Annotated in this window: 13 protein-coding genes and 1 pseudogene; 11 read left to right on the top strand and 3 right to left on the bottom strand. The window is 74.3% G+C overall.

The window, feature by feature from the left end:
- Positions 1 to 58: 58 nt before the first annotated feature.
- From DDJ31_RS05965 to DDJ31_RS05945, 5 genes are all read left to right on the top strand, one after another.
- Entirely contained in the window at positions 59 to 763 is a 705-nt protein-coding gene (locus tag DDJ31_RS05965; protein ID WP_127181338.1) for a GntR family transcriptional regulator, read from the top strand.
- Positions 764 to 821: 58 nt separating this feature from the next.
- Positions 822 to 1685 (top strand): SCO6745 family protein, encoded by an 864-nt coding sequence (locus tag DDJ31_RS05960; RefSeq protein WP_127181339.1) that lies wholly within the window; start codon positions 822 to 824, stop codon positions 1683 to 1685.
- Positions 1686 to 2002: 317 nt separating this feature from the next.
- Positions 2003 to 3151, top strand: a complete 1149-nt coding sequence (locus tag DDJ31_RS05955; RefSeq protein WP_127181340.1) for a Gfo/Idh/MocA family protein — start codon at positions 2003 to 2005, stop codon at positions 3149 to 3151.
- Complete coding sequence (locus DDJ31_RS05950; RefSeq protein WP_127181341.1) at positions 3148 to 4074, top strand: PmoA family protein; 927 nt, start codon at positions 3148 to 3150, stop codon at positions 4072 to 4074. The genes DDJ31_RS05955 and DDJ31_RS05950 overlap by 4 nt, the downstream gene beginning before the upstream one ends.
- A complete protein-coding gene (locus DDJ31_RS05945; protein ID WP_127181342.1) occupies positions 4068 to 4805 on the top strand; it encodes a cupin domain-containing protein in 738 nt (245 codons plus the stop codon). The genes DDJ31_RS05950 and DDJ31_RS05945 overlap by 7 nt, the downstream gene beginning before the upstream one ends.
- A 115-nt stretch (positions 4806 to 4920) precedes the next feature.
- Here DDJ31_RS05945 and DDJ31_RS05940 read toward each other — a convergent pair whose 3' ends face one another.
- A complete protein-coding gene (locus tag DDJ31_RS05940; RefSeq protein ID WP_127181343.1) occupies positions 4921 to 5688 on the bottom strand; it encodes a TVP38/TMEM64 family protein in 768 nt (255 codons plus the stop codon).
- Between the two features lie 542 nt (positions 5689 to 6230).
- Between DDJ31_RS05940 and tuf the strand changes: the two genes are divergently transcribed.
- Together tuf and DDJ31_RS05930 are read left to right on the top strand one after the other, a co-directional pair.
- Complete coding sequence (gene tuf / locus DDJ31_RS05935; RefSeq protein WP_127181344.1) at positions 6231 to 7400, top strand: elongation factor Tu; 1170 nt, start codon at positions 6231 to 6233, stop codon at positions 7398 to 7400.
- A gap of 90 nt (positions 7401 to 7490) precedes the next feature.
- Positions 7491 to 8336, top strand: a complete 846-nt coding sequence (locus tag DDJ31_RS05930) for a spermidine synthase (RefSeq protein ID WP_127181345.1) — start codon at positions 7491 to 7493, stop codon at positions 8334 to 8336.
- Between the two features lie 21 nt (positions 8337 to 8357).
- Here the strand turns inward: DDJ31_RS05930 and DDJ31_RS05925 are convergent, their stop codons facing one another.
- Complete coding sequence (locus DDJ31_RS05925; RefSeq protein WP_127181346.1) at positions 8358 to 9392, bottom strand: hypothetical protein; 1035 nt, start codon at positions 9390 to 9392, stop codon at positions 8358 to 8360.
- A gap of 146 nt (positions 9393 to 9538) precedes the next feature.
- On the opposite strand from DDJ31_RS05925, the pseudogene DDJ31_RS05920 reads away from it, so the two are divergent.
- Positions 9539 to 9970 (top strand): annotated as a pseudogene (locus DDJ31_RS05920) (DUF4442 domain-containing protein); the annotation flags it as partial.
- A gap of 210 nt (positions 9971 to 10180) precedes the next feature.
- Here DDJ31_RS05920 and galU read toward each other — a convergent pair.
- Complete coding sequence (gene galU, locus DDJ31_RS05915; protein ID WP_127181347.1) at positions 10181 to 11131, bottom strand: UTP--glucose-1-phosphate uridylyltransferase GalU; 951 nt, start codon at positions 11129 to 11131, stop codon at positions 10181 to 10183.
- 533 nt (positions 11132 to 11664) lie between these two features.
- Here galU and DDJ31_RS05910 point away from each other — a divergent pair.
- The 3 genes from DDJ31_RS05910 (at position 11665) to DDJ31_RS05900 (ending at position 17504) form a co-directional block, all read left to right on the top strand.
- Positions 11665 to 13650, top strand: a complete 1986-nt coding sequence (locus DDJ31_RS05910) for an RICIN domain-containing protein (protein WP_240678263.1) — start codon at positions 11665 to 11667, stop codon at positions 13648 to 13650.
- A 585-nt stretch (positions 13651 to 14235) separates the two neighbouring features.
- Positions 14236 to 16704 (top strand): beta-glucosidase family protein, encoded by a 2469-nt coding sequence (locus DDJ31_RS05905; protein ID WP_127181348.1) that lies wholly within the window; start codon positions 14236 to 14238, stop codon positions 16702 to 16704.
- Positions 16705 to 16841: 137 nt separating this feature from the next.
- A complete protein-coding gene (locus DDJ31_RS05900) occupies positions 16842 to 17504 on the top strand; it encodes a DedA family protein (RefSeq protein WP_127181349.1) in 663 nt (220 codons plus the stop codon).
- Positions 17505 to 17685 lie beyond the last annotated feature (181 nt).

Raw genomic sequence — 17685 nt, 5'->3', positions numbered from 1 at the left:
ACGAGATCGACGATAACACGGATAATCGATTATCTTCAGGATCGTCTATTGTGTAGGCATGACCCAGACCACCCACACCCCACCCCCGGCGGGCAAGCAGATGCTCTCCGAGCGGGTCTACACCCACCTGCGGGACGCGATCATGCGCGGGGACCACGCCCCCGGTGATCCGCTCAAACCCCAGGACCTCGCCGAAGAGCAGGGCGTGAGCCTGGCCGTCGTGCGGGAGGCCCTCGTGCGGGCGGTCGGCGAGGGCCTCGCCGACCGGCTGCCCAACCGCGGCTTCGCCGTCCCCGCCTACTCCGACCACCGCTGGCAGGAGATCGCGGAGGCCCGGCAAGCGATCGAACCGGTCATGCTCCGCATGTCCATCGAACGCGGCGACCTGGACTGGGAAGCCCGCGTGCGGGCCTCCCACCACCGGCTGGTCCGCACCCCGGCGTACCTGCCGGAGGAGGGCGAGCACTACAGCGGCGCGTGGGCCGAGGCCCACCGGATCTTCCACCGCACCCTGCTGGAGGGGAGCGGCAACCTCGTCCTGCTGGACACCTTCGACCGGATGTGGACCGCCAGCGAACTGACCCGCCGCTGGTCGGCGCAGCGCAACCCGCACCGGGACGGCGCCCTGGAGCACCGCCTGCTGGAGGAGGCGGCGCTCGCCCGCGACGCCGACACCGCGGCCGAGATCCTGACCCGGCACCTCACCCGGACCGCGGCCGGACTGACCGACAGCCCCCAGCACGGACCCGCGGACGACGCGTGACGCGCCCCGCCCGCCCGAGCCGCACCACCGCACCTGCTCACGAGACCGGAGCCACAGCGTGACCACCTTCGAGGCGAGCACGGGCCGCCACTGCCACAACGCCGTCAGCCCCCTGCACTCCTGCGGGTACTTCGCGCCCGAGCCGCAGGACGAAGTCGCGGCGCTCGGCCTTGAGCGCGGGCCCATGGTCTACCTCGCGGGCCGCGCGGCACCGCTCGGGGCCGTCGGCGCGGGCACCGTCACGGCGACCTTCTACAACTTCGACCACGAGCATGTGCGGCGGTACATCCCGGCCGCCTGGACCCTCACCACGCCGGAGCGGGTGATCGCGGCCCGGCTGCGCGGCGCGGACCGGACGCTGCGGCGCCTGCTCGGCAAGGAGGCCCTCGCGTCCGCGGAGATGGCCGAGGCGGCCGAACTGGCGCTGCGCGCCACCGAAGCCTGCCGACGGGAGGCCCGGCCGCTGTACGCCGCCAACGCCGACCTCCCCGTCCCCCAGGAACCGCACCTGGCGCTCTGGCACGCCGCGACCCTGCTGCGCGAACACCGGGGTGACGGCCATCTCGCCGCCCTGGCGGTCGCCGGTCTGTCCGGCATCGAGGCGCTGGTCCTGCACAACGCCGTCGGCACGGCACCGACGGCGGCGCTGTTCATGCGGACCCGCGGGTGGTCCGCGGCGCAGTGGGGCGCCGCCCGGGACCGGTTGCGCGAGCGCGGCCTGCTGGACGGGGCCGGCGACCTCACCTCGGCGGGCACGGCCCTGCGCGGCGAGACCGAGGCGCTCACCGACCGCCTCGACGCCGCCCCCTACGACCACCTCGGCCCGGCCGCCACCGCACGCCTCACCGAACTGGCCGGCGGCTTCTCCGCAACCCTCAAGGCGGCGGGCGCCTTCCCCGCGGTGCACTTCGGCAAGGGGTGAGGGCTGAGGGGCGAGGGGCGAGGGGTGAAGGTCGACGGCCGGGCTGAGGGCTGAGGTGTGAAGGCCGAGGGCCCGGCTGAGAGCAGAGGGCAGAAGGCTGAAGGTCGAGGGCTGAAGGTCGAGGGCTGAAGGTCGGGGGCCGGGGCCGGGGCTGAGGGCTGGGGCCGAGGGCCGGGCCCGGTCCGCTCCGCGTCACGGTGTTGACCTGCGGTGCGGCCTGAGCTTACGTTGCAGCGGAGGGGAAAGCGCTTGCTGCGTGCGGGGTCCGCTGTTCCGCCTCTCGGCCGTCGTTCCTCGGAGGAGTGCTGATCCCGCCCATGCCCACACCTCAGTCCGCACCAGGGTTCACCGGCCGCCGGATCCGGGCCGCCGTCGTCGGCACCGGAGCCATCGGCCGCGGCTCGCACCTGCCCGCCCTGGCCGCGCTCGCGGACGAGGTCGAGGTCGTCGCGGCGGTCGACGTCGACGCCGCCGCGGCCGAGGAGTTCTGCCGGGCGGGCGGAGTGCCGCACGCCTACACCGACCTGGACCGGATGCTCGCGGAGCAGCGGCCCGACCTGGTCACCATCTGCACCCCGCCGACCCTGCACCGCGAGCAGACCGTGGCCGCGCTGCGCGCCGGTGCCTGGGTCTGGTGCGAGAAGCCGCCGGTGCCGACGCTCGCCGACTACGCGGCGGTGGAGGCCGAGGAGGGCGCCGGGGCGGGACCGTACGCGTCGATCGTCTTCCAGCACCGCTTCGGCTCCGGATCGCGGCAGGTGCGCCGGCTGCTGGCCGAGGGCGCGCTCGGGCGGCCGCTCGTCGTGCACTGCCAGACCACCTGGCACCGGGACACCGCCTACTACGCGGTGCCGTGGCGAGGCCGTTGGGCCACCGAGGGCGGCGGACCCGCCATGGGCCACGGCATCCACCAGATGGACCTGATGCTCGATCTGCTCGGCCCGTGGAGCGAGGTGCGCGCCATGGCCGGGCGGCTGGTGCACGACGTGGAGACCGAGGACGTCTCCACCGCCCTGGTGCGGTTCGCCAACGGCGCGCTCGCCACCGTCGTCAACAGCGTCCTGAGCCCCGACGAGGTCAGCCGCATCCGCGTCGACTGCGAGCGGGCGACCGTCGAGCTGACCCATCTGTACGGGCACCGCAACGCCGACTGGCGGATCACCCCGGCCCCCGACGTGCCGGGCGAGGAGGCGGCCCGCTGGCGGGACTTCGGACCCGACGTGCCCAGCAGCCACGTCGAGCAGCTGCGTGAGCTGATCGCGAGCATGCGCGCGGGGGAGCGTCCGCGCGGCAGCGGCGCCGACGGCCGTACCAGCCTCGAACTGATCGCCGCGCTCTACAAGTCGGCGTTCACCGGCGCCACGGTCCTGGCGGGCGAGATCGGTCCGGGCGACCCGTTCTTCACGTCGATGCACGGCGACGCGCCCGGCTGGGCCCCCGCCGTCGCCCGGGAGGTGACCGCGTGAGCGGTCCGCGCATCGTCCACGCGCACGGCGACCGCGTCACCGTCACCGATCCGGTGACCGGCGTGGAGCTGCTCTCCTACGTCTACCGCCCGGAGGCCGCCTGGGAGGCGTCGCGGCCCTACATCCACCCGCTCAGGACGCTGGCGGGCGAGGTCGTCACCGACTACCGCCCCAACGACCACCGTTGGCACAAGGGCCTCTCCCTGACCGCCTCGCACCTGTCGGGCGCCAATCTCTGGGGCGGCAACTCCTATGTCCACGGCCGGGGTTACCTCGAACTCCCGGAGCGGGTCGGCTCGATGGCGCACGTGGCCTTCGACGAGGTCGCCGTCCGCGACGACCGCGCGGTGATCGCCGAACGGCTCACCTGGCACCCGCACAACGGCGACCTGTGGGCCGACGAGGAGCGCCGCGTCGAGGTCCACGACGTCGACCCGGAGTCCGGCTCCTGGGCGCTGACCTGGACCAGCGCCATCACCAACCGGTGCGAGGAGCCGCTGAGGTTCGGCAGTCCTACCACCGCCGGGCGCGAACTCGCGGGATACACCGGCCTGTTCTGGCGCGGCCCGCGCGCCTTCCGGGACGGCGTGATCGTCGCCCCCGAAGCCGAGGGGCCGGGACTGATGGGCCGTCAGGCACCGTGGCTGGCGTACTCGGGCGAGCACGACGGCGCCGACGGCCACGCCACCCTCGTCTTCGCGCACGCCCCGGAGAACGACCACCTCGGCGCCGGAGGCGCCCACCCCGCGCACTGGTTCGTGCGCAACGAGCCGTTCGCCGCCGTCGCCCCCTCCTGGGCGTTCTACGACGAACTCGAACTCGCCCCCGGTGACACGCTCACCCGCCGCTACCGGGTCGTCGTCGCCGACGGCGCCTGGCGGCGCGCGGAGATCGCCGGCTACCTCGCGGCGCACCCGTGGTGAGCGCGGGGGAGGAGTACGCGGGGCTGCCCGGCGGGGTCGCGGTGTCCCGGCTCTCGGTCTACGACTGGCCCGCAGCCGACGGGGTCAGCGGCGGAACTCCCCATATGCACCTGACCTGTTCGGAGGCGTACGTCGTCACCGGCGGCCGGGGCGCGGTGCAGACCCTGACGGCGTCCGGGTACCAGGTCACCCCTCTTGAGCCGGGCACGGTCGCGTGGTTCACGCCCGGTACCATCCATCGGCTGGTCAACGAGGACGCGTTGCGCATCACCGTCCTCATGCAGAACAGCGGCCTGCCCGAGGCCGGCGACGCGGTGCTCACTCTGCCGCCGCGCCACCTCACCGACCCGGAGACGTACGCGGCGGCCACCGTCGTCCCCGCCGACGCTCCTGAGGCCGAGCGGGAACGGATCGCGCGGGCCCGCCGCGACCTGGCCGTCGAGGGCTTCCTGGCGCTGCGCGCCGCCGAAGGACCCGAGGCGCTCGCGGAGTTCCACCGGGCCGCCGCCGCGCTCGTCGGGCCCCGGCTCGCGGAGTGGCGGGAGCGCTGGCGCCGGGGCGCGCGGGCGGCCGCCGCGGCGACCGGCGAGCAACTCGACCGGCTCGCCACGGGTGACGTCGGCCACCTCGCGACCGCCGCCGTCCACGCCGAACAGCCTTCGGAGCGCGGCCGGTTCGGCATGTGCGGGCGCCTCGACGTGTACCCGGCCGGAAGCGGACCGGGCGCCTAGACGGGCGGGCGCCGGCCCATCGTCCGGACCTGCGGGCGCGGGCCCGCAACCCCGACCTGCGGGCGCGGGTCGGGTGCCCGGGTCCGCCGTTGGGGTCGGACGGCGACCGGGAAGGTCAACGGCCGCGCAGTTGGTGCCGTTTGCGCCAGGCCACCACCGTGCCCACCAGGGCCGGGACGGCGATGGCGGCCATGGCGATGAGGAAGGCGGGGGACGTCGGCGCCGAGGCGCGGGCGCCCGCGACGACGTACGCGGCGGTGTTGGGGATCGAGCCGAGCGCGGTGGCGACCAGGAACGGCGTCCAGCCCATGCGGGAGACGGCGGCACAGTAGTTCGCCGCCCAGAACGGCACCCCGGGAAAGAGCCGGGCCGCCATCATCGAACGGAACCCGTGCCGGCTCAACTGGCCGTCGGCCGCCGTGAGCAGCCGGCCGCGCAGCAGCGGACGCAGCGCGTCCTGGCCGAGCAGCCGGCCGAGTCCGAACGCGACGCCCGCCCCGATCACGGTGCCCGCGAGCGCCGCGCCCAGCCCCAGCTGCGACCCGAAGAGGGCGCCCGCCGCGAGGTTCAGCAGCGGTCTCGGCACGAACGCCACCGTGCACAGCCCGTACGCGACCGCGAAGACCACGGCCGCGGTGACACCGCCGAGCTGGGGCGGCCAGCCGCCGGCCAGCAGCCGCTGCGGCTCGAACAGCAGGACACAGCCGGCGGCCGCCGCGAGCAGCGCGACGAGCAGGGACAACCGCGTCCAGGGCGACAGCAGCACGCCGGTGCAGCGTGCGCCGAGCCCGCGCGGAACGGGGACGACTACGGCGAGCTCCGTGGCGGCGGCCCGGGGAACGGCCGGTGCGGTGCCCTCCGAGCGGAGTGGGGCATCGAGCATCCCGCGACACTAACCGACACGGGTGTCGGATCGTCGTATGGTGCGTCCCAGGACCGTCACAGGTGCGGACGTCCCGGACATCCCGCGCGGCGGCGCCCTCGCCGGCACCGTGATCGCGCGGCCGACGGCCGCGCACGCTCCGGAGCCGACCCCGGGCGCGCCGCGTCGACGCGCGCCCGCCGGAAGGACGTCGCCCCTTCCCGGCCCGGGAACGCGGCCGGTTCGCCCCGCTGCCGGTGCGAGGCCCCGAGGGACCTCGGGGCCTGACCGGCGTCGGCGTCCGCCGCGCGGCGCGTCCCGCGGCGGAAAACCATTCGACGCGGACGGGCGGGTCCGCGAAAATCTCCTCATGTTCCGGTACGCCTTCCTCCTCGCAGCATCCGCGGTCGCGGATGCCCCGAAGGCTGCCGCCCGGATCCTGCTGACCGCTGTCGACGGCGCCCGAAGCTGACCCTCCCCGGAACGTCCGGCGGACCCCGCAGGGGGAGGGTCGGCGAAGACCCGGGGTCCCAGCACGTCACCACCAGGCTTCGAGGTATGCCATGTCCAAGACCGCTTACGTGCGCACCAAGCCGCACCTGAACATCGGCACCATGGGTCACGTCGACCACGGCAAGACCACTCTGACTGCCGCCATCACCAAGGTCCTCGCCGAGCGCGGCACCGGCACCTTCGTGCCGTTCGACCGGATCGACCGCGCCCCCGAGGAGGCCGCCCGCGGCATCACCATCAACATCGCGCACGTCGAGTACGAGACCGACACCCGCCACTACGCGCACGTCGACATGCCGGGTCACGCCGACTACGTCAAGAACATGGTCACCGGCGCCGCGCAGCTCGACGGGGCGATCCTCGTCGTCTCCGCGCTCGACGGGATCATGCCGCAGACCGCCGAACACGTCCTGCTCGCGCGGCAGGTGGGCGTGGACCACATCGTCGTCGCCCTCAACAAGGCGGACGCGGGCGACGAGGAGCTGACCGACCTGGTCGAACTGGAGGTCCGCGAACTGCTCACCGCGCAGGGCTACGGCGGGGACTCGGTGCCCGTCGTCAGGGTGTCGGGGCTGCGGGCGCTCGAGGGCGACCCGCAGTGGACGGCGTCGATCGAGGCGCTGCTCGACGCCGTGGACACCTACGTGCCCATGCCCGAGCGGTACGTGGACGCGCCGTTCCTGCTCTCCGTGGAGAACGTGCTCACCATCACCGGCCGCGGCACGGTCGTGACCGGCGCGGTCGAGCGGGGCGTGGTGCGGGTCGGGGACCGGGTCGAGGTGCTCGGCGCCGACGTGGAGACCGTCGTCACCGGCCTGGAGACCTTCGGCAAGCCGATGACGGAGGCGCAGGCGGGCGACAACGTGGCGTTGCTGCTGCGCGGCGTCGCCCGCGACACCGTACGGCGCGGCCATGTGGTGGCGGCGCCGGGCAGCGTCACCCCGCGACGGCGGTTCCACGCGCGGGTGTACGTCCTGTCGACCCGCGAGGGCGGCAGGACCACCCCGGTCTCCACCGGCTACCGGCCGCAGTTCTACATCCGCACCGCGGACGTCGTCGGCGACGTCGACCTCGGTGAGACGGCGGTGGCCCGGCCGGGCGACACGGTCACCATGGCGGTCGAGCTGGGCCGCGACGTCCCGTTGGAGCCCGGCCTCGGCTTCGCCATCCGGGAGGGCGGCCGCACGGTCGGCGCGGGCACGGTGACCTCCGTCGACTGACCCGCACGGCCGGGAGACCGGTGCCCGCCCCCTCACCACGGGGGCGGGCACCGGCACGGGCAGCGCCCGCCGCCCGGCACAATGGACGGTGTGAACGACCCCATACCCGTGACGCGCGACGTGGATCACGGCACCGCCAAGCTGATGCCGGACGTCGACCGGGAACGGGCCTGGCTGCTGACCGTCGACGGGGCGCCGCAGAGCTACGTCGATCTGGACGAACCCGCTCACCTGGAGTTCGAGTACACCCGGCGCCTCGGCCATGTCCTCGACACCCTCGCGCGCCCCGGACGCCCCCTCGACGCGCTGCACCTCGGCGGTGGCGCGCTCACCCTGCCCCGCTACCTCGCCGTCACCAGGCCCGGCTCCCGGCAGGACGTCGTCGAGGCGGACCGGGGGCTGCTCGACCTCGTCGTCGAGCACCTGCCGCTGCCCGCCGACGCCTCGGTCGCGCTGCACACCGCCGACGCCCGCGGCTGGCTCGAGACGGCTCCCGACCGTTCGGCCGACGTGATCGTGGCCGACGTCTTCGGCGGCTCACGGGTGCCCGCCCACCTCACCTCCGTCACCTACGCGGCCGAGGCCGAACGCGTCCTGCGCCCGGACGGCGTCTACCTCGCCAACCTCGCCGACGCCGCGCCCTTCGCCTTCCTCCGCGGCCAACTCGCCACCTTCGCCACGGTGTTCGAGGAGCTGGCGGTGATCGTGGAACCGGCGGTGCTGCGCGGGCGCCGGTTCGGCAACGCGGTGCTCGTCGCGGCCCACCGGCCCCTGGACACCGCCGCGTTGACCCGGCTGACGGCCGGTGACGTCTTCCCGGCCCGGGTCGAACACGGCCCTGGGCTGCGGGACTTCACCGGGGACGCGCGGCCGGTGCGGGACGAGGACGCCGTCCCGTCGCCCGAGCCGCCCGCCGGGGCCTTCGGCATCGGCTGAGCGGCGCCACCCGGTGCGCCGTCAGCCGGTCGGGGCCTGGCTGGAGAGCCGGACGGTGCTCATGATCTTCATGATGGTGGCGTCCGGGAGTTCACCGTCGACGCCGGTCGCGCCGTACAGGCACCAGGCCACGAACTCGGACTTGGAGTTCTTGAAGCCGAACGTGATCGCCTTGCCGTCGCTCGCGCACTTCGACGTGCCCTTCTGCGGGCTGTCCTTGGAGCGTGCCCAGGCGTACTTGCCCTCGATGCCGGCCGCGGTCGTGTACTCCTTGGCCTTCTTGTCGAAGGTGATGCTCTTCTTGTCCGGCTGGGTGTACGCGCCGTACACCCACCACGGCACCTGGTTGACGGCGACCTCGTCGGTGTCCTTGGCGCCGTCCGCCCCCTTGGTGCCGACGGCGGCAAGCGCGACGTCGGTGGTGCGGCCGTCCTTGTCGTCGTCGGACGTGCACCACGTGGGCTTGTAGTAGGCGGGCGCGGACATCACGATGAGCGGCTTGCTGTCGGCCTTGGAGCGGTCCGACACGCTGTCGCTGGTGCCCGACTGGGAGATCTCCCAGTCCGCGGGCACGTCGAAGACGGTGCCCCAGCGGGGGTTCACCACGACCTTCCAGCCGGCCACGGTCGGCTTCTCCGCCGCGCCGCCACGCGGGTTCTCGTCCCCGTCCGAGGCGCTCGCGGTGGCCGACGCGGACGCCGACCGGCTCGGCTTGTCGTCCGCCCCGCCCTTCGCCCGATCGCCCTTGCCGCCCTCATCGCCCTTGTTCAGCACCAGGAACCCGGTCACCCCGGCCGCCACGACCACGGCCGCCGCCGCCACGATGGCGACCAGCTTCGTCCGGTTGCCGCCCCCGCCGCCCCCGCTGCCGGACGGCCCCGGTGCGCCCGGCTGCGTCGGGGCGCCCCATTCCGGCTGCCCGCCGTACGGGTTCGGCTGCTGATAGCCGGGCTGCTGGTACGGATTCGGCTGCTGGTACCCCGGCTGCTGGTACGGGTTGCCGTTCTGAGCTTGCGGATTCTGCTCGCCCCCGGGCGGCTGCTGTCCTGGCCACATGGTGGGCAACCCTAGTGCTGTCAGGGACACGATTCGGTCACCGCTGCTTGTCAGGGTCGTAGCGAAACGGCGTGATCCGGGTGGCACCGGGCGCTGGCCAGCCGTCGCTACCCGTGGGTAACATGCTCGTCATGAGCGCAGATCAGATGTCCATCGGCGAGTTGCTCGCCGCCACGGTGCCGATGGTTCGCACGCTGAACCTGGAGTACCTGGAGACCACTCCGGAGCGGGCCGTGCTGGCGCTGCCCGACCAGAGCGACTTCCACAACCACATCGGAGGTCCGCACGCGGGCGCCATGTTCACGCTGGGGGAGTCGGCGAGCGGCGCGATCGTCCTGGCCGCGTTCGGGGACCAGTTGGCGCGCGCGGTGCCGCTGGCGGTCAACGCGGAGATCGCGTACAAGAAGATCGCGCTCGGTCGGGTCCTGGCCACCGCGACCCTCGGCCGCCCGACCGCCGAGGTGGTCGCCGAACTCGACGAGGGCAAGCGGCCCGAGTTCCCGGTGGCCGTCTCCTTCCAGCGCGAGGACGGCGCCGTCACCGGCGAGATGACCGTCCTGTGGACCCTGCGGCCCAACAGCCCAGACAGCTCCGGCAGTTCCGGCAGTTCCGGCAGTTCCGGCAGTTCCGACAGTTCCGACAGTTCCGACAGCTCCGGCTGAGGGGGTGCGGCCCGCGTCGGCCGAGCGGATCGCGTCGACCCGGCGGACCGGCGGACCGGCTCGGGGGTCGGCTCGGTGGATCGGGTCTGCGGATCAGGCCGGCGGATCGGCCGGTGTCGACGTGGGTCAGGCCGCGAGCGGCTTCGGGCGGGCCGTCGTCGTGGTGCCGCCGTTCTCCAGGCCCGCCACGAACTCCTTGAGCCAGGCCGTGAACTCGGGCCCCAGATCGTCGCGTTCGCAGGCGAGGCGGACAACTGTGCGCAGATAGTCGGCCTTGTCGCCGGTGTCGTAGCGCAGCCCGGCGAAGACCACCCCGTGCACCGTGCCCGCCGCCGCCAGTTCCTGGAGGGCGTCGGTGAGTTGGATCTCGCCGCCGCGGCCGGGTGGGGTGCGCTCCAGGGTGCCGAAGACGGCCGGGTCGAGAACATAGCGGCCGATCACCGCGTAGGCGCTGGGCGCGTCCCGCGGGTCAGGCTTCTCCACCAGTCCTGTGACCCGCACCACGCCGTCCTCGCCGGTCGGCTCCACGGCGGCGCAGCCGTAGAGGTGGACCTGCTCCCGAGGGACCTCCATGAGCGCGACGACGCTTCCCGCGTGCCGGTCGCGGACGTCGAGCATCCGCCGCAGCAGGGACTCGCGCGGGTCGATCAGGTCGTCGCCGAGCAGCACCGCGAAGGGCTGGTCGCCGACGTGCCTGCGGGCGCACAGCACGGCGTGCCCGAGGCCGAGGGGTTCGCCCTGCCTGATGTGGTGGATGTTGGCCAGCCGCGCCGGGTCGCGCACCGCGTCGAGACGGACCGCGTCGCCCTTGGCGGCGAGCGCCTGCTCCAGCTCGAAGGCGTGGTCGAAGTGGTCCTCGATGGCCCGCTTGTGCCGGCCGGTGACCATGAGGACGTCGTCGAGTCCCGCCGCGGCCGCCTCCTCGACGACGTACTGGATGGCCGGCTTGTCGACGACCGGCAGCATCTCCTTGGGGGTGGCCTTGGTCGCGGGCAGGAACCGGGTGCCGAGCCCGGCGGCGGGGACGACGGCCTTGCGGACGGTGCGCGTGCTCGTGGCGGCGTGGGGGATGGTCATGCGGCCATGCTGGGACACGGGTATGAGAGCCGCCCGGGAGAAACGTCGGAGCCCGCTGTGTGTTCGGCCCGCCGGCGGTGGGGGCGGCGGGTGTCAGGTGTCGGCGAGTGTCAGGTGTCCTTGGGTGTCGGTGGGTGTCGGTGGGTGTCCTTGGGTGTCGGCGGGTGTGTCGGTCGGGGTGGGTCCGGGCGGCCCTATGTCGAATGCGGGCGCGGACACCGTCGGTAACTCGACGGTCCTGCCCGCTCCTTGAAAACCCAATGACACCCCCTTCTTGTTTCCTGTGAGTCCACCGTGCGAAAGTGAGCGACCCTTAGCGCTTCGTGATCGACCCGGCAAAGGTACGCACCAAGCAGGCACCCGCATTTCCGACGGACGCGCGTATTCGCCCGGCTGTCAGCGCCTGGGAAGGAATTGGTCCCGTGCACCCGCCCCACCCTCCGCGCCCGCCCTGTCCGCCGTGCCCGGGACCGCCCTTCGGGGAGTCCGACCGCCAACTCGTCGCGTGGCGGGGTCCGGGCCCCGGAAGTGCCGTGGCGGCGCGGGCGGGTGCGTTGCTGCTGGCCAGGCACTGGCGGGCGGCCCAGGAGTACGCGGTCATCTGCATGGCGTCCACCGAGGCGTCCGCGTCCATGGTCGCCGCCGCCGCGTTCCACCGGGTCCTCGACCGTCCGGGCGAGGGCGCTTTTCGGCCTCAACTCCTCTCCACCGTGCGGGACATGGTGAAACAGTGGGCCGCTGACGACAGTATTTCCGGGGCGCTGCCCGAACTCCGCAAACCGACCGGAGGGCGGGGACTGCGGATCGCGCGCAGGGCCACCTCCGAAAGGCGACGGCTCGCCGAACGCGCTTTCCAGGGACTTCCCGAGGCCGCCCAGTGCCTGCTCTGGCACATCGAAGTCGAAGCCGAACCCATATCCGTACCGGCCGTCTTGCTGGCCGTCGACGAGGTGACCGCGGCCTTCGAACTGGAACAGGCCCGCGCGCAATTCAGGACCGCCATCCTCCGCGCCCACCGGGAACTCGCGCCGACCCCCGAATGCCGTTTCCACAACCGCCTCCTGGCCACCCCGGTCGGCCGGGGCGGCGCCCTGCTCTCCGACGTCCAGCGGCACCTGGGGGAGTGCCGCTACTGCCGGCACGCCGCCGAACAGTTCAGCCATCTCGACGGCGGGCTCGACGTGCTGCTCGCGGAGACCGTGCTCGGCTGGGGCGCCCACCGCTACCTCGCGTCCCGCCCGGGGCGTGGCGGCACCCCGCCGGGGCCGCCCCGCCGCCCGCGCGGCGGACGCCACCGGCCCGTCGCCCCGCGCCCGAGCCGCAAGGCGCTCGCGGTGGGCGTCGCCGCGGTCTCGCTCACGCTGCTCGCCACCGTCCTCGTCACCAGGAGCTGGGGCGACGACAACGGTGTCCGCGACCCGCACCCCAACTGGGGTGCGTCCAGCGGAGGTTCGGTCACGTCGGCGCCTCCCTCGCCGGACGGCTCGCCCTCGGCGGCCTCCGCCGACCGGCCACCGGCTGAGGTCGGCCGGGGCAGACTCCGCAACCCGGCCGCCGGGCTCTGCCTGGACGCCGTCGCCGGGCGGGCGGTGCTCGCGAGGTGCTCGTCGGCCGCGTCGCAACGCTGGTCGTACCTGGACGACGGGCTGCTGCGCAACGCGGCCGACCTCACGAGCTGCCTGGTCTCCGACCCCGGCCGGGGCACGGTGACGGTCGCCGACTGCGCCGTCCACCCGGCCGAATCCCGCTACGACCTCACCGTGCGCGGCGAGTTGCTGCCCCGTGCGGGCGCGGGACGGCTCGTCGCGTCGGGCAAGGACGCGACCGTCGTCATCGCACGGCGGGACGGCTCTGCCGGGCAGCGATGGGTGCTGGAGGCCGGGCACCGGAACACGGGGGGCTCAGAGGACCCAGGGGACCCGGGAGGCACGGAAGGCGCGGGCGCCACGGCAGGCGCGGGCGCCACGGCAGGCACGGGGCACCCGGGAGGAGCGGGCGCCACGGCAGGCACGGGCGGCGCGAGTGGCACGGGAGATACCGGACGGACACCGGGCAACGAGGGTCCCAGGAACGGGCCCACGGAGAAGGGGTCCCCAAAGAAGGGGCCCAGAGATAAGGGGACGAGGGATAAGAGGGATAAGGGGCCGGAAGGGAAGAGGGGCCGGGAGGACAGAGGGCACGCGGAGGCGGAGCGGGCGCCCTCCGATGCCCGGTCGCCCAGGGCCGTCCCGTCACAGCGCGGGACGGCGGGCGAGGAGCGGTACGCGGGACGGCTCGTGCGGATGAGCGAGGGTGGCGCGGCCGTACCTGGCGCCGTCGAGGGGGCCAGACGCCTGCCTGCCGGGCCCTTCGACCTGGTCGGCGACTCCGTGGACGCGGTGACGGCGATGCGCGCGGCCGTCGTCGCGGCGACCGCCCCCGATGCGGAGGAGGCTTCGACCGCCGTCACGACGACAGCACCGGCCGCCCTCACGAGGACAGCCAGCGGCTCCCAGCGCACCGGCACCGCGCGGCGCTGAACCGGGGACGTCCCCTCGCCGAACCGTTTCTCCACCGGGCCGCGCCCTTCGCCGGGCCGCCCCCCCCCGCCGGCCCGCGCCCTTCGCCGGGCCGCCCCCCCCCGCCGGCCCGCGCCCTTCGCCGGGCCGCCCCCCCGCCGGGCCGCCCCCGCCGGGCCGCCCCCGCCGGGCCGCCCCCGCCGGGCCGCCCCCCCCACCGGGCCGCGCCCTTCGCCGAACCGTTCCTCCGCCGAGACGCTCCCCTCCGCCGGATCGCGCCCCCATCGGGTCGCCCCCCCCGGGGCCGCCCCCCCGGGTCGCCCCCCCCGGGGCCGCCCCCCCGGGCCGCCCCCCCGGGCCGCCCCCCCCGGGCCCGCTCCCCCCGGCCGGGTAGGGGTCGCCCTCGCCGCTGCCGCTGCCCCGCCGTGGTCGACGAGGTGTGTCCAAACAGGGCGTCATGTCCTTTCTGTCGCATAGTGCGGTCAGACACCGCCCGCGCATCGGGACGCCGTGTGCCGTCGCGGACCGCCCGTCGTGCTCGGCGTGCTCGTTGTGCGCGACGTGCCCGTCGCTCGTCGTGCCCGCACATCGAAGGAGTGACGGCTCATGACCGAAACGGTCCCCTCCCGGCGATCCGCCCTGCGTCTGATGGGCGGCGCCATCGCCGTCGCGGCGGCGGCCACCGGCGGGCCCACGCCCCCCGCGTACGCCCGGGTCGGATCCCGGGCCGGCGCCGCGCCCCGGGTCGAGGACCTCCTGAGCCGGCTCACCCTCGACGAGAAGATCTCGCTCCTGCACGGCGCCACCGACCCCGCGCCGCTCGGTCAGGCGGGCTACGTCCCCGGGGTGCGGCGGCTCGGCATCCCGCCGCTGCGGCTCGCCGACGGTCCGGCGGGCGTCCGGGTCACCCGGCACGCCACCGCGCTGCCCGCACCCGTCCTGCTGGCCTCCGCGTTCGACCCCGAACTGGCCCGCCGCTACGGCGGGGTCATCGGCCGCGAGGGCCGCGCCCTCGGCCAGGACGTGCTGCTCTCCCCGATGGTCAACCTCATCCGCACCCCCTACGCGGGCCGCAACTTCGAGACCTTCGGCGAGGATCCGCTGCTCGCCTCCGACCTGGTCGCCGCCGAGATCGCCGGCATCCAGGACGAGGGCCTGATCGCCACCGTCAAGCACTACGCCCTCAACAACCAGGAGAGGGACCGGGGTTCCGTCGACGTGCGGGTCGACGAACAGACCCTGCACGAATGCGAGTTGCGCGGCTTCGAGGCGGCCGTGGAGGCGGGCGTCGGCGCGGTCATGGGCGCCTACAACAAGGTGGACGCCACCTTCGCCTGCGAGAACGAGGCACTGCTCACCGGCGTCCTGCGCGACCGGTGGGGCTTCGAGGGCCTCGTCATGACCGACTGGTCCGCCGCGCACAGCACGGTCGCGTCGCTCACCGCGGGACTCGACCTGGAGATGCCCGACGGCACCTACTTCGGCGCCCCGCTGAAACGGGCCGTCCGCGCGGGCGAGGTCGGCGAACGGTACGTCGACCGGGCCGTCCGCCGCGTCCTCACCGTCATGGACCGCTTCGGCCTCCTCGACGGCAGCGCCCCGCCCCGCCCGGCCAGGGACCCGAAGGCCGGCGCAGCCGTCGCCCTCGAAGTCGCCAAGGCGGGCGCCACCCTGCTGCGCAACGCCCACGGCACCCTGCCGCTCGCCCCCGGCCGGAGCCTCGCCGTCATCGGACCCACCGGCGCCGTGCCGTACGTGAGCGGCGGCGGCAGCGCCCATGTCGTCCCCGACCACGCGGACAGCCCCGTCGACGTCCTCACCGCGCGCGCCGCACGGGTCACCTACGCCCTCGGCGAGGACCTCTTCGGCAAACCGCTGCCCGCCTCGGCCCTCAGCCGCGCCTTCGCCACCGAGGAACAGCGGGTGGCCCCTGGCCAGACCTGGACCTACGACGGCCGGCTCACCGTCCCCGCCACCGGGACGTGGACCTTCGTCCTCCACTACGACGGCGACCCCAAGGCCCGCCCCGCCGTCCTCCTCGACGGCACGGAACTCTTCCCGCTCGCCCCCGGCTGGGACGAGTACTTCGTCGGCGGCCTGACCACCGCCGCGCCCGACGGACTGCAGGTGCGGCGCGCCGCCCCGCACCTCACCCGCGGCACCCACACCCTGCGGATCACCGCGCACGGCGGCTCCGCCGGACAGCTGTTCCGGCTGCGCCGCATCACCGCCGCCACCCGGGCCGACGACGTCGCCGAGGCCGTCGCCGCCGCCCGCGCCGCCGACGACGTCGTCCTCTTCGCCCACGAGGAGGCCACCGAGGGCCGCGACCGGGCGAGCGTCGCGCTGCCGGGCAACCAGGAGCGCCTCATCGCCGAGGTCACCGCGGCCAACCCGCGCACCACCGTCGTCCTCAACACCTCGTCGTCCACCGCGATGCCCTGGCTCGATCGGACCGGCGCCGTCCTCCAGATGTACTACCCCGGGCAGGAGGGCGCGGCGGCCACCGCGGCCGTCCTGTACGGCGACTGCGACCCCGGCGGGCGGCTCACCCAGACCTTCCCGGTCGACGACGACCACCACCCCGTCGCGGGCGACGCCCGCCGCTACCCGGGCGCCGACGGCGTCGAGGAGTACAGCGAGGGCATCCACCTCGGCCACCGCTGGTACGACGCCCGCGGCGTCCGGCCGCTGTTCCCCTTCGGGCACGGACTCTCCTACACGTCCTTCGCCTACCAGGACCTCGCCGCGCGCCCCGCCCCCGACGGGATCGACGTCACCTTCACCGTGCGCAACAGCGGGGCGCGCGCCGGGATCGCCGTCCCGCAGGTGTACGTCGGACCCTCGCCGCATCTCCAACTCGACCAGGCGGTGAGGGTGTTGGGCGGCTACCGGCGGCTCTCGCTGCGCCCTGGCGAGCGGCGCCGCGTCACCGTGCGGGTGGCCGCCCGCACCCTCTCCTCCTGGGACCCCTCACGGCACGGCCGGGTGCTCGGCACCGGCCGCAGGACCGTGTGGGTGGGGGCGTCCTCGGGGGATCTGCGGCTGCGGACCAGCGTGACCGTTCCGTCCTGACGGGCCGCCGCGCCGTCATCCGGACCCGGTAGGCTTCCGGCGTGCGCGCGTCCGCCGCGCGCCGGGAACAGGGTCGCGAGGATCGCGCATCGCTCATAGCGCGTCGCGCATCGCGAAAATATCGGGAGGAACCGGCTTTGCACGTCCAGGAGTGGCTCGACAGCGTGCCCGCGGTGGCCGTCTACGCCTTGGTGGGGCTGGTCATCGGTCTGGAGAGCCTGGGCATCCCGCTGCCGGGCGAGATCGTGCTGGTCTCGGCCGCCCTGCTGTCCTCGCAGCACTCCGAGATCAACCCCCTGATCCTCGGCGCCTGCGCCAGCCTCGGCGCGGTCGTCGGCGACTCCATCGGCTACGCCATCGGCCGCAAGGGCGGACGCCCGCTGCTGGCCTGGCTCGGCAGGAAGTTCCCGAAGCACTTCGGCGAGGGGCACATCGCCACCGCCGAGCGGTCCTTCGAGAAGTGGGGCATGTGGGCCGTCTTCTTCGGCCGCTTCGTCGCCCTGCTGCGCATCTTCGCCGGTCCGCTCGCGGGTGTGCTGCACATGCCGTACTGGAAGTTCCTGATCGCCAACGTGCTCGGCGGGATCGTCTGGGCGGGCGGCACCACCGCCGTCGTCTACTACGTCGGCATCGTCGCCGAGGACTGGCTGAAGCGGTTCTCCTACTTCGGTCTCGCGGCGGCCGTGCTGTTCGGGCTCGGCTCGATGCTGCTCGTGCGGCGCCGCGCGCAGAAGGCCACGGCGGAGCGAGAGGCGGCGGAGCGCGAGGCGGCGGGGACGACGACCGTCCCCGCCGAGTGAGACCTGCCTCTCCCCGCTCTGCCGCAAGCTGACGTCCGCGCCTCCCCGCCGAGTGAGACCTGGCCCTGTCGCGGGCCGACGTCCGCCCATCCCCGTCCCGAGCGTGCCCGTCCCTCCCCACCGACCGGCCCGGCGCCCCGCCGGGTTGCGGGCCCGGCGTCGTAAAGGGCAGGGCAGGGCT

Origin of the sequence: Streptomyces griseoviridis, from assembly GCF_005222485.1 — a bacterium.
Taxonomy (GTDB): Bacteria; Actinomycetota; Actinomycetes; order Streptomycetales; family Streptomycetaceae; genus Streptomyces; species Streptomyces hintoniae.
Note: the sequence above shows the minus strand (reverse complement) of the source record. Positions and strands in the feature narration are given on the sequence as shown.